The organism is Micromonospora sp. MP36 (assembly GCF_008119785.1).
Classification (GTDB): Bacteria; Actinomycetota; Actinomycetes; order Mycobacteriales; family Micromonosporaceae; genus Micromonospora.
Genome location: NZ_VSFA01000012.1, coordinates 37,772 through 49,783, shown reverse-complemented (window position 1 = coordinate 49,783; position 12,012 = coordinate 37,772). Strand labels below are relative to the sequence as shown.

Genomic DNA, 12,012 nt, shown 5'->3' with positions numbered 1-12,012 from the left:
TGGTCATCCTTCGCGCCCGCGCCCCCGGGCCAACGCCAGGCGGGACGCCTTCGGCAGGTTCAGCGGACTGATCCGGACCGGGGGACGGGGTGGTGGCTCGCCGTGGCGGGCGTGGTGGTGCTCGTGGTGCCGCGCCGGGACGGCCGGTGCCGCCCCGGCGCCGCTCACCGGCGTGGCCGGGGGCGCCGACACCGGCCGGCGGGGGCGCGGGGACACCACCTGGCCGGCGGCGAGCGCCGCCCCGGTGGCGGCGGTCAGCTGGGGATCCGGCTCCACCTCGACGGGGACGGGGAACGCCGCGGCGACCAGTTCGGTGACCAGCGGGATCCGGGCGGAGCCGCCGGCGAGCAGGACGCCGTCGAGCTGCGCCGGTGTCAGGCCGGCGGAGTGCACGGTCCGCACCAGCAGGTCGACGGTCGCCCGCACGGCTGGCCGGATCAGGTCCTCGAACTGCGTCCGGGTCAGCGGCACCCGGACCGGCCCCGTCGGCAGGGTCAGCATGACGTCGGTCTCCGTGGCGACGCTCAGCTCGCGTTTGACCCGGTCGCACTCCCGCAGCAGCCCGCGCAGCGGGTACGTCTCCGGTCGTGCGGTGCCGGTGAGCTCCCGCCCCAGCAGGGTACGGACGTGCTCGGCGAGCGCCTCGTCGAAGTCGGTGCCGCCGAGCGGGTCCAGGCCCTGCGGCAGGCCGAACGCCTCGTACGTGCCCCGCGGGGTGCGGCGGACCAGCGCCGCCTCGAAGGTGCTGCCACCCAGCGCGTAGACGGCGGCCGTGGTGCCCGGGAAGCCGCGCGCCGCGTGGCTCTCGGCGACGGTGACCGGGCGGGGCAGCAGCGTCACGTTGCGCAGGTCGAGGTGCCACAGTGCCCGGTGCAGCAGATCGCGTCGGTGTGCGCCCCACGCGGCCGGGTGGCTGAGCACGATGGCCTCGGCGAACTCGCCCTCCCGGGCGGAGACCCGCTCCACCACCCACGCCGTTAGTTCGGCGACCAGGTTCTCGGGCGGGCACGGCTCGCCGCCGAGCAGCAGGGGCACGTCGTCGCCGACCCGGCGGACGAAGTCGCGGGTGGTGCGGCCGGGGTCGTCAGTGGTGGGCTCGCCGACCGTGAGCGACCCGTCGGGCAACAGGTGCAGCACCGACGGTACGGCGGGCGACCCGGCGTCCAGCGGGACGACCTCGGGGCGGGCCCAGGTCTCGCCCCGCCGCCGGGCGACGGCTGCGACCGTGCTGGTGCTTCCGATGTCCATTCCCAGGACGTACGGCATGTGTTTCTTCCTCCACCGAGAGTGGCCCTGGCGACGGTGTCGACACCGTGGCGACCCACCCCGGCGAGCCCTGTGAGCTCCTACTTTCGTACCAGAGATGGCTCCCGTCCCGGTACCCTAACTCTAGCCGGACCGCCTCCCCCTCTCCCCCTAACGCACGAGGGGGAGAAGGCCCTAATCCGTTCCCGCTCGTTGCGGGTCGCTCCCCGATGACCACAGCGCGCCCCCGGCCATAGCGTCAGTGTCGAGGCACGACGGTGCTGACGCTACGTTCGAGGAGAACCGGCCCATGGATTCGCAACAGAGCCTGCACGTCAACTCGCAGCAGTCGGTGGATTCGTCCCAGACGCTGCACGATTTCGTGCTCAACCTGCTCACCGACCCCGACGCGCGGTCGGCCTTCGACCTCGACCCCGAGGGCGCGCTGCAGGCCGCGGGGCTCACCGACGTCACGGCTGCCGACGTGCAGGACGTGGTGCCGCTGGTGGTCGACTACGCCGCCCCCGGGGCGGGGCTCGCGCCGCTGGCCCCGGTGGCCGGGCAGCTCGGGCTCGACCCGCTGGCGAGCGACACCAGCGACGTGGTCGGCCAGCTCGCCGCCGTGCCGCAGCAGATCAGCGTCAACAGCTCCCACGCCGGGGTGGACGCCTCGGCCGGCGCGCTGGGCGCCATCGCGGTCGACCCCGCCGGCCTGTACGCCGGGGCGGCCGTGCTGCCGGGCATCGGCCTGGGCATCGGGCCGGGCGGCCTCGCGACCGACCTGACCGGGGCGCACGACGTCGCGCACACCCTCGACTCCGACGTGGTGGGCACGGTGGACAACGCCGTCGACCCGATCGTCGGGGACCTCGCCGGTACGGCCGGCGACCCGCTCGGCACCACCACCGACGCCGGCACCGGCCTGCTGCACGGCGACGGTGCCCTCGGCGGTGACCTGGGCCTCCTCTCCGGCACCCAGGCCCAGGTCAACGGCGTGGTCGGTTCGCTCGGCGTCGACCACACCCTGGGCGGGCTCGGCCTGGGTGACGGCGCCGCCGGCGTGGTGCCGCCGGTCCACGTGCCGGCCACCGTGGACGGCGTCACGCAGCACGTGAACGGTGCCGTGTCCGGCGTCACCGGCACGGTCGACGGGGTGACCGGCACGGTGGGCGGTCTCACCGCCGGGGTGACCGGCGACTCCGGGGTCCACGGCAGCGCCTCGGTCGACGGCGACGTGCACGCCTCCACCGACGGCGGCCTGCTGGGCGGCCTGCTCTGACGGAGTTCCAAACAGGAGCGGGAGGCCGGCTCGACGGCCTCCCGCTCCTGTTCCGCTTCGGGGCCCTCTTGATAATTGAGCCGAAATCCGCACACTTGGTGCAGTGATCGCGGCGATCTGGCTGGACGTGCTCGACGAGATCGCCCGTACGTGCAGCGCACACGGGCGAGGTGACCTGCTTCAGACGGTGCGCCGGAAGCGGGTCCAACTGCTGGACCCCAGGTTGCGGGTGCTGGTCATCGGCGAGTCGCACCAGGGCAAGAGCCAACTGATCAACGCCATCATCAACGCCCCGGCCTGCCCGGTCGGCGACGGCCACACCACGATGCTGCCGACCGTGGTGCAGCACGCCGAGGTGCCGTCGGCCGCCGTGGTGCAGACTCCGCCGGCGACGCCGGCCCGGTCCGCCGGCAGCGCCGTCCCGGTGACCACCGAGCGCATCCCGGTACCGCTGGACCGGGTCGCCGCGGGGGTGGCCGGCGCGCTCGGCCGCCGGGCCGGCGGTGGCCCCGCCCATGTCGAGATCGGACTGCCCCGCGGCCTGCTCGGCGCCGGACTGGTGCTGGTGGACACCCCGGGCACCGACCAGGTCGCCGCGCTCGGCGCGGCCGGCCCGACCGCCGCGCCGGCCTGGGCGGACACCGTGCTGCTGGTCTCCGACTCCACCCGGGAACTCTCGGCCGGCGAGCTGACCATGCTGCTGCACGTGGCGCGGTCGCACCCGAACGTGGTGGTGGTGCAGACCAAGACGGATCTCGTACCGGACTGGCGCGCGGTCGCCGAACGCAACCGGCAGCACCTGGCCGACGCAGGCGTGCCCGCCCCGGTCATCCCGGTCTCGGCGGTCCTGCGGCTGCGCGCGGCCGTCGGCGACGACCGGGAGCTCAACGCCGAATCCGGCTTCCCCGTGCTGATCGCCCGGTTGCAGCAGGACCTCGCCGGCAAGTCCGACCGCCTGGCCCGGGCCGCGGTCGGCGTGATCGCGCGGACCGTGGTGGAGCAGCTCGCCGCGCCGCTGCGCGCCGAGTTGGCGAGCCAGGAGGCCGAGGAGCAGTCCGGGCCGATCTCCCGGTTGCACGCGGCCCAGCGCGAGGTCGACGAGCTGCGTCGCTGCTCCACCCGGTGGCAGAACACGCTGGCCGACGAGATGGGCGACCTGCTCTCCGACATCGAGTACGACCTGCGCGACCGGGCCCGGCAGATCCTGCGCCAGGTCGAGGAGGCGTTCGACGAGGCGGACCCGCTGGTCAGCTGGGACGCCTTCCAGGAGTGGCTGGAGCGCAGCCTGCTGGAGGCGGCGGCGGCGAACCACGAGTGGCTGGTCCAGCGCTGCGACTGGGCCGCCCGCCGGGTGGCCGACACCTTCGCCCGGTACGGCGATGACGTGCTGCCGCCGTGGTCGCTGACGACACCGCCGGATCTCGACGACCGGCTGCCGGAGATCGAACGGCCGCAGATCGACCGCTTCACCCCGAGCCAGAAGCTGATCACCGGCATGCGTGGCTCGTACGGCGGCCTGCTGATGGTCGGTCTGGCGACGACGCTGGCCGGGATGCCGATGATCAATCCGCTTTCGATCGGCGTCGGCGCCCTGTTCGGTGGCAAGAGCATCCACGACGAGAGCAGGCAGCTGCTGCGCCGCCGGCAGGCGACCGTCAAGACGGCGATCCAGCGGCACGTCGACGACTTCTTCGTCCGGATGACCAAGGAGCGCCGGGATACCGCCCGGCAGGTGCAGCGGATGCTCCGCGACCACTTCACCGCGCTCACCGAGGAGCTGCAGGAGGCCATCATCCGGTCGTTCCGCAGCGCCAAGCAGGCCGCCGACACCGACGCGGCCGTCCGCGACCAGCGGCAGCGCGAGATCCGGCTGAAGATGACCCGGCTGGCGGCGCTCTTCGAGCAGGCCCAGCAGCTGACCGGCGGGCGGGCCGCCCCGGCGTCGCTGGGGCCCCGGGCATGACCGTCGGGCTGCGGCTGGACGAGGCGGTGTGGGGGTTGCTGCACCAGGCCCTCCAGCTCTACCGGGACAATCCGCGGGCCACCGACCGTCTCCGGCACCAGTTGGCCCGGCTGGAGCAACCGCTGCGGATCGCGGTCGCCGGCCCGTGGCGGTCGGGCAAGTCGACCCTGCTGAACGCGATCATGGGCGAGGAGGTCGCGCCGGTCGACGGGGTGGACGGCAGCAGCGTCTTCACCTGGTACGAGGACGGGCCGCAGCCGAGCGCCACGGCGTACTCGACCAGCCATCCGCCGCAGGAGCTGGCGATCGCCAAGTCGGCGACCGGGATGCGGGTGGACCTGGTCGGCTGGCGGGCGGGCGAGCTGCGGGACATCGTGGTGCAGTGGCCGACCCGCACGCTGCGCCAGGTGACGCTGATCGACACGCCGGCCACCAACCTCGACGAGCAGGGCCGGGCGCCGGTGATGGAACGGGTGCTGCGGGACGCGGACGCGGTGCTCTACCTGACCCGCGACGGCCGCGACAGCGACCTGCGGGTGCTGGAGACCAGCCGGGAGAGCGCCGTCGGGCAGGCCGCCGCGGTGAACGTGGTCATGGTGCTGTCGCGGGTGGACGAGACCGGCGGCGGACGGATCGACGGCCTGCTCACCGCCCGCCAGCTCGCCCGGCGACTGCAGCGCGACCCTCGGGTGAACGCGCTCAGCGTGCTCGTCGTCCCGTGCACCGGCCAGCTCGGCCTGGCCGGCCGGATCCTCAGCGAGTCGGACTACGCCGTGCTCGCGGAGCTGGCCCGGGTGCCCCGCCCGGAGCTGGAGCCGCACCTGCTCTCCGCCGACCGCTTCGTCCGCGGCGAGCTGCCGGTCCGGCTGGACGCCGGGGTACGCGCCGCGCTGCTGGACCGGCTCGGGCTCTTCGGGCTGCGGCTGGCCACCACGCTGATCCGTACCGGCTGCGACAGCCGGGCGAAGCTCTCCGCCGAGCTGATCCGGCGCAGCGGCCTGACCGAGCTGCGCGAGTCGATGGCCCGCTGCCTGATCGACCGCCGGGACACGCTGAAGGCGCGGTCGGCGCTGGCCGCCGTGGAGGCGCTGCTGCGGGCCGAGCCCGGCCGGGGTACGGACGAGCTGCTCGGCCGGGTCGAGCAGATCCTCGCCGGGGCGCACGAGTTCCGCGAGCTGCGCCTGCTCGCCGCGCTGCGCACCAGCCGGCTCGGGTTCGACGTGGAGTTGGCGGCCGAGGCGCAGCGGCTGGTCGGTGGCGACGGGGTCGGCCTGGCGGCCCGGCTCGGCGTCGAACACGACGCGACCGTGCAGCGGCTCTGGGAGGTCGCCGCCGAGGCGCAGTGGCGGTGGCGGAACCGCGCGGAGGACCCGCTGCTACGGCTGGCCCAGCGGCGCGGCGCCCAGGTCGTCGCCCGCAGCTGCGAGGGGATGATCGCCGAGCTGGCCGAGGGCGGCCGGTGACCGCCGGCGGCGGAGCAGGCTGACCGGGCGGACCCGCTCCAGCGGCAGGAAGCTGGTCATCGCCACCAGGTGCGGCGCGAACGAGATGGTGATCGTCGCGATGGTCACCAGGTGGAAGGAGTAGAAGAAGCCGACCGCGGCCAGTCGCCACCGTTCCGGGAGCACGAAGACCAGCGGGCTGAGCAGCTCGAAGGCGAGGATGCCGAACTGGGCGACGATCAGCAGGTGCGGCACCTGGGCGACCAGGTCGGCCAGGTCGGTGCCGCGCCGGATGATCGCCCGGGCCAGCACCGAGCCGGTCGCCCAGTCGAGGCCGCCGAAGCGGAACTTGGCCCAGGCGGCCAGAAAGTAGGTGCAGATCACCGCGATCTGGGTGACCCGCAGTGCCCAGCCGCCCGCCTCGGTACGCGTCGGGTCGCCGTGCCGGGCACGGCCGGCGGTGGGCAGGGCGGCCAGCGCGACGAGGAGCCCGAACCGGTCGTGGTCGACCTTGCCGTAGCTCATCGCCACGATCATCCACTCGAAGTAGAGGGCGAAGACCGCCCAGCCGAGCAGCCGGGGTGCCCGCCCGGTCGCCGCGAGCAGGGAGAGCGCCAGCAGCACCCAGAAGATCACGCCGACCAGGGCCGGGGTGGGGGTGGGCAGCGGGAGCAGCCGGCCGACCAGCAGCGGCTGGTAGAGGTCGCCGGGCACGTCGACCCGGGTGCGTACCCAGGGGGTGAAGACGACCAGGTCGGCGGCGACGAAGAGGTAGACGAGGGTACGGAAGGCGGCGACCCGGCCGCGCGGGACCGCCTCGGTCAGCCAGCGGGTCACGGGGTGGCCTGCCAGCGTACGGCGGTCCGGTCGGTCCAGCGCCCGGTCGGGCGGCCGCCCTGGATGTCGTACCAGCGGACCACGATGCGGACCTCGACCAGCGCGGGGGCGGCGGGGTGCCGCTCGGCGTACGCGTCGGCGACCCGGCGCAGCAGGCTCGGGTCGGCGGTGTAGCGGTCCTGCTGGCCCTCGATCTCGGCGCGGCGGATGCCGGTGGCGTCCTGGCCGAGTGGGACGAGCGCACCGGTGCGGTCGACACCCTCGACCCGGGTGTCCGGGGCGGGCGCGTCCGGCGGGTCGGAGGTGGAGTACATCCGGAACGGACCGAACGGGAAGTCGTCGTCGGTGCCTCGGACGGTGCCGGCGAGGAGCAGCGCCAACCCGAGCACGGTGGCGCCCAGCCGGACGCGGCGCCCGCGGGTGGTCAAGGTCTCCATCGGCTGGTCACGATACGGGATCGGGACCTGCCCACGGCCTCCTTCCGTCGTCCAGTACTCGCTGGCCGTGTCGCTTGGTCCCGCCGGCCGGCCGGCAGCCGACGCGGCCCGCGGGCGAGCCCGGCCGGGCGGCGGAGCTGGGCGCGGCCCGGTGCCCGGGAGACGACGACGGCCGGCCCCCCGGAGCGGGGACCCGGCCGTCACCGGAGTCGTCAGTGGGTCAGTGCTTGTGCTCGGCCAGCTGCTTGCGGACCTCGTCCATGTCCAGCTTCTCGACCTGCTCGATCAGGTTCTCCAGCGCGGACTCGGGCAGGGCACCCGGCTGGGCGAAGACGATCACGCCGTCCCTGATCGCCATGATCGTCGGGATCGAGCGGATGTCGAACTTGGCGCCCAGCTCCGGCTGCGCCTCGGTGTCGACCTTGCCGAAGACGATGCCCGGGTGTTTGTCGGACGAGCGCTCGTAGACCGGGGCGAAGCGCTTGCACGGGCCGCACCAGTCGGCCCAGAAGTCGACCAGGACGATGCCGTCCTTCTCGGTCACCTCGTCGAAGTTGGCCGTGGTCAGCTCAACCGTTGCCATTGCTCTCTCCGATCAGCGCGGATTGCCTACGTCCGATGGAACCAGGGCGGACGTCCTTCCATTCCCGTGACGTACGCGACGAAACGCAGCGCAGTGCTGCGGTGACGCTGGGAGGTATCGAGCGAAATCTGTCTCATCAGGCGTGCGGATCGCAAGTGCACGTCGCATTTGCGTGACCGCCCGTGATGGGAGCGCTTCCAAGGAGATCGACACGATCGAGTCCGGTGAATCAGCAATCTGACGCTTGACAAGGAGGTATCCGACGTGCAGAGATCGCTTCCTGCGCGGGCGTTGGTCACGCACCGTATTGTTACAAAAGGATAAATGTGATGTCCGTCTCTGTTGGTGGGGTGTTGCCGTGCGGCAGAATCATGGGCATCAGAGCGTGGGCGGCGGGTGCCGGGGAGGGCCCCGCCGCTCATTGCGTCTCCACCCGGATCGACCCCGGTGTGACATTTCCGCATCGCCAGCGCCCCTGTCGCCGCCTTAACAAGCGGTAAGGCATGCTGTGCCGAACTCCATCGCCGTCCGTCGAAGGGGACAAGGATGCAGTTCGGCCGCTACTACGAGGAGTTCGAGGTCGGTGCGGTCTACCGGCACTGGCCGGGCAAGACGGTCACCGAGTACGACGACCACCTCTTCTGCCTGCTCACCATGAACCACCATCCCCTGCACCTGGACGCCCACTACGCGGAGTCGGCGACCCAGTTCAAGCGGAACGTGGTGGTCGGCAACTACATCTACTCGCTGCTGCTGGGCATGTCGGTGCCGGACATCAGCGGCAAGGCGATCGCCAACCTGGAGATCGAGTCGCTGCGGCACGTCGCCCCGACCTTCCACGGCGACACCATCTACGGCGAGACCACGGTGCTGGACAAGCGGGAATCCTCCTCGAAGCCGGACCGCGGCGTGGTCGCGGTGGAGACCCGGGGCTACAACCAGGACGGCACGCTGGTCTGCGTGTTCCGCCGCAAGGTCATGGTCCCCAAGAAGGAGTACGCGGCCGCAGCCGTGCCCGAGGGCGTCGACCCGGAGCGGCCCAGCTTCCCCGAGCCGCGCTGACCTGCCCACACAGGGCGCGAAGGACCCCTTTCCGATCCGTGGGGAAGGGGTCCTTTTTCTGTTCCTCGGCATATGCTGACGCCGGAGGTCCCGCGATGAGCGAGCGGAGCGAGCGAATCATCAGGCTCAGCGCGTCGATGCCTCATGCCACCCCCGAGCGAAGCGGGGCGGCGGCATGAAACCCTCCGTCGCTGGGGAGCCGCCCCCTGCCGGACGCCGCGTCGCGCCCCTGACCACCGCCGTCTACTCCACGGCGGAGTGGGATCTGTTGACCGACCTGCCGGGTCGGGTCCTCGTCGCCGCCGCCTCGCCCGGGCCCGGACGCCCGCCGCGCGGGGTCGCCGCCGGGCTGGCCGGCCTGGACGCCGTAGCCGCCGGCCGGGCCTTCGACAGCGACCTGGTCCGGGCCGTGGTCTCCGCGATCTACGCCCGCCACGACGGCGCCACCGAACGGGACGAACGCCTCACCGACCTGGTCGACCTGCTCGCCGCCTGCCGGGCCGCGGTCCGGGTGCTCCGGCGGCGGGCCGACCCCGCCGACGCCGCCGCCTACCGGCAGTGGGTGGAGTCGGTCGCGGCCCGGGTCTGCCGGGCCGGGGAGGCCGGGGCGAGCCCCGGCGACCGGCGCTTCCTCGACCGGCTCGCCGGCGCGCTCGACCTGCGCTGACCGGAGCCCCGCCCGATCGGCCGCCGAGCCGGGCGGTCAGCCGTCCCTCGGCACGTACCGCGGCTCGGCGAGCACCAGTCGGGCGATCACCTTTCCGGACTGGTCATAGAGGGTGCAGACCCCGCGCCGCCCGGCGGGCAGGTCCGCGGTCAGGGGCCGGCCCGCCCGTGCGGTCCAGAACAGCGTGTCGCCGGAGCCGCCGCCCCAGGGCGCCAGGGTGAGGGTGGCGGTCGGGTAGCCCGGCTGGGCGATGGTCGCCCGGGCCACTCGAGTCGAGGCGAATCCGTATGTGATCAGCCGGCCGTCCGGGGCGGGGCGCTCGCGTACCTCGAAGAAGGGCAGGGCCTGGGTGTCGCCGTAGGCCGAACGGAAGTTCTCGTCCTCGGGCATGCGGGGCAGATAGTGGCCGGTGCGCGTGTCGAACCAGGCGATGTCGATGAAGCGGCCGCTGGCGGCGGGGCTGAGCACCAACTCGTCGTCGCCGATCCGGATGCCGGTGCGCAGCACCCGGTCCGCCGGCTGGGCGCTGGGATTCGGCCACGGTCCCGGAGTCGGCCCGGCGGTGCCCGAGCCTGACGAGGGGGCTGTCGGCGTCGCGCCGCCCGGCGCGGCCGTCCCGCTGGTCGGGCCGCAGCCCGCCGTCACCAGGCCGGCGAGCAGCAGCGACGTCGCGGTCCGCCCTACCCGTGTCCTCATCCCGCACCCCCGTCGATGGCCGAGAAGCGTAGGCGACCGGAGACCGCTTCGGGGGGCCGTGCGGTGACGGACACCGGACACCGGCCCGCCGAACCCTCGCCGCGGGCGGCGCGGACCAGGCCGTACGCTCTGGAAACCGTGACCGACGACCAGCTCGACGTGGGTGTGGGGCCGTGGCCCGGCGACCCGCCGGACGACCCGCGGTACGACCCGGAGCTGCTCGCCGCGGGCGACCGGCGCAACGTGGTGGACCGCTACCGCTACTGGCGCCGGGAGGCCGTGGTGGCCGACCTGGACCGGCGCCGGCACGACTTCCACGTGGCCATCGAGAACTGGCAGCACGACTTCAACATCGGCACGGTGGTCCGCAACGCCAACGCCTTCCTCGCCGCCGAGGTGCACATCGTCGGGCGGCGGCGGTGGAACCGGCGCGGGGCCATGGTGACCGACCGCTACCAGCACGTTCGGCACCACCCGACGATCGAGGAGTTCGTCGCCTGGGCGGCGGCGCAGCGCCTGCCGGTGGTCGGCATCGACAACCTGCCCGGCTCGAAGCCGCTGGAGACCAGCACCCTGCCGCGCCGCTGCGTCCTCCTCTTCGGCCAGGAGGGACCGGGGCTGTCCGACGCCGCCCGCGCCGCCTGTGACCAGCTCTTCTCCATCGCCCAGTACGGCTCGACCCGGTCGATCAACGCCGGGGTGGCCAGCGGCATCGCCATGCACGCCTGGATCCGGTCGTACGCCGGGCCGCCGCCGGACTGACCGGTTTCCCGGATCCCGCCGCTCCGCTTGACGCCCCGCCGCCCCGGGGCGACGGTGGAAACGTGAGCGTCGCGGTGAGTTGTCCGAGGTGCGCGGGCCCGGTCCGGGAGCCGGACCTGATGCACGGTGAGTCCCGATGCCTGCGCTGCGGTCCCGTGCCGCCGCTGCACGTTCCCGAGCGCATCGGTGCCGGGATCCTGACCAGCGTGGTGGAGCGGGTGGCCGCCGACGCCGAGCCGCCCGACCGGCGGGGCGTGCCGCTGTGGTGCCCGTGGCCGCTGCCCGCCGGGTGGACGCTGACCGGGGTGGCCTGGGCGGGGGACGACCGGAGCGGGGTACGCGCCACCGCGGTGGCCTGCGCCGGACCGGCCCCCCTCGACGGTGGACCGGCCGACCTGCTCTTCGTGGCCGAGGAGCCGGGCGTCGGGCTCGGGTCCCGCTTCGCCGGGCTGCCCGGTCCCGACCCGGGACCGCAGGTCGCGGAGGCGCTCACGGACCCCGGCCCGGGTCACCCCGAACGGGTGCCCCACGCCAAGATCCGGGTGGGCGGCCACCCCACTCCACTGTGGCTCGTGAATTCACCGGCGGATCGAAGTGCGTACGCTGGCGAGGCTCGGGGAATGTGGCTGCATGCGATAGCCTGGCCGGCGAGTGCGGGTCACCTCCTCGCGGAAGAAGTCGTGCTGCACGACCTCACCGAGTGGACTCCGCCCGAACTCGTGTACGGCGCACCATCCCCGTACCTGCACGGGCGGGCCTGACCGGCCCGCACGGACGGGTCGGGGAACGTGCGCAGATATTCACTGTACGACACCATACTGATACTCTGGGTGCCACTGCGGTAAACCCGGCGCCGCGCGAGAGGATGGCCCGCTATGGTCAAGAAGGTCCTCACCTGGGCCGGCATTGCATTCTTGATCTTCTTCGTTGCGTACCGGCCGAACTCCGCCGCCGACGTGTTCAAGTCTCTCGGCGGCGGCATCATGGACATTGCGCAGGGCTTCGGCGACTTCTTCACCAGCCTGGTCGCCTAGCCGCC

Annotated in this window: 13 protein-coding genes; 8 read left to right on the top strand and 5 right to left on the bottom strand. The window is 73.2% G+C overall.

Annotated features, from left to right (window positions below; all coding sequences use genetic code 11):
* Window positions 1-3 precede the first annotated feature (3 nt).
* Window positions 4-1,266: an Hsp70 family protein gene (locus FXF52_RS12875; RefSeq protein ID WP_148796778.1), complete on the bottom strand. Its 1,263-nt coding sequence runs from the start codon at window positions 1,264-1,266 to the stop codon at window positions 4-6.
* A 289-nt stretch (window positions 1,267-1,555) separates the two neighbouring features.
* Here FXF52_RS12875 and FXF52_RS12870 point away from each other — a divergent pair, with 289 nt between their 5' ends.
* From FXF52_RS12870 to FXF52_RS12860, 3 genes are all read left to right on the top strand, one after another.
* The gene (locus tag FXF52_RS12870; protein ID WP_148796776.1) at window positions 1,556-2,524 is read left to right on the top strand and encodes an IniB N-terminal domain-containing protein; all 969 of its coding nucleotides are present in this window, start codon (window positions 1,556-1,558) and stop codon (window positions 2,522-2,524) included.
* Between the two features lie 103 nt (window positions 2,525-2,627).
* The gene (locus FXF52_RS12865) at window positions 2,628-4,487 is read left to right on the top strand and encodes a dynamin family protein (protein WP_255471875.1); all 1,860 of its coding nucleotides are present in this window, start codon (window positions 2,628-2,630) and stop codon (window positions 4,485-4,487) included.
* Window positions 4,484-5,950, top strand: a complete 1,467-nt coding sequence (locus tag FXF52_RS12860) for a dynamin family protein (protein ID WP_222870501.1) — start codon at window positions 4,484-4,486, stop codon at window positions 5,948-5,950. Before FXF52_RS12865 ends, FXF52_RS12860 begins: the two co-directional genes overlap by 4 nt.
* On the opposite strand, the gene FXF52_RS12855 is transcribed toward FXF52_RS12860, so the two are convergent.
* The 3 genes from FXF52_RS12855 to trxA all read right to left on the bottom strand — a co-directional run bounded on the left by FXF52_RS12855 (window position 5,864) and on the right by trxA (window position 7,786).
* Window positions 5,864-6,766, bottom strand: a complete 903-nt coding sequence (locus FXF52_RS12855; protein WP_255471874.1) for an HTTM domain-containing protein — start codon at window positions 6,764-6,766, stop codon at window positions 5,864-5,866. The two genes, FXF52_RS12860 and FXF52_RS12855, sit on opposite strands and share 87 nt — an antisense overlap.
* Entirely contained in the window at window positions 6,763-7,203 is a 441-nt protein-coding gene (locus tag FXF52_RS12850; RefSeq protein ID WP_148796772.1) for a hypothetical protein, read from the bottom strand. The genes FXF52_RS12855 and FXF52_RS12850 overlap by 4 nt, the downstream gene beginning before the upstream one ends.
* 220 nt (window positions 7,204-7,423) lie before the next feature.
* On the bottom strand, window positions 7,424-7,786 hold the full coding sequence (trxA, locus tag FXF52_RS12845; RefSeq protein WP_148796770.1) for a thioredoxin: 363 nt from the start codon (window positions 7,784-7,786) through the stop codon (window positions 7,424-7,426).
* A gap of 546 nt (window positions 7,787-8,332) precedes the next feature.
* Between trxA and FXF52_RS12840 the strand changes: the two genes are divergently transcribed.
* Both FXF52_RS12840 and FXF52_RS12835 read left to right on the top strand, forming a co-directional pair.
* Complete coding sequence (locus FXF52_RS12840) at window positions 8,333-8,848, top strand: MaoC family dehydratase (protein WP_148796768.1); 516 nt, start codon at window positions 8,333-8,335, stop codon at window positions 8,846-8,848.
* 175 nt (window positions 8,849-9,023) lie between these two features.
* A complete protein-coding gene (locus FXF52_RS12835; RefSeq protein ID WP_148796766.1) occupies window positions 9,024-9,515 on the top strand; it encodes a hypothetical protein in 492 nt (163 codons plus the stop codon).
* A 36-nt stretch (window positions 9,516-9,551) separates the two neighbouring features.
* On the opposite strand, the gene FXF52_RS12830 is transcribed toward FXF52_RS12835, so the two are convergent.
* Window positions 9,552-10,211 carry a hypothetical protein gene (locus FXF52_RS12830; protein WP_148796764.1) on the bottom strand — a complete coding sequence of 220 codons (660 nt, stop codon included), beginning with the start codon at window positions 10,209-10,211 and terminating at the stop codon, window positions 9,552-9,554.
* A 138-nt stretch (window positions 10,212-10,349) separates the two neighbouring features.
* Between FXF52_RS12830 and FXF52_RS12825 the strand changes: the two genes are divergently transcribed.
* From FXF52_RS12825 to FXF52_RS41610, 3 genes are all read left to right on the top strand, one after another.
* Complete coding sequence (locus FXF52_RS12825; protein WP_148796763.1) at window positions 10,350-10,973, top strand: RNA methyltransferase; 624 nt, start codon at window positions 10,350-10,352, stop codon at window positions 10,971-10,973.
* Between the two features lie 62 nt (window positions 10,974-11,035).
* The gene (locus FXF52_RS12820) at window positions 11,036-11,734 is read left to right on the top strand and encodes a DUF6758 family protein (protein WP_319993791.1); all 699 of its coding nucleotides are present in this window, start codon (window positions 11,036-11,038) and stop codon (window positions 11,732-11,734) included.
* Window positions 11,735-11,848: 114 nt separating this feature from the next.
* Window positions 11,849-12,007, top strand: a complete 159-nt coding sequence (locus tag FXF52_RS41610; protein WP_007455302.1) for a hypothetical protein — start codon at window positions 11,849-11,851, stop codon at window positions 12,005-12,007.
* Window positions 12,008-12,012: the final 5 nt, after the last annotated feature.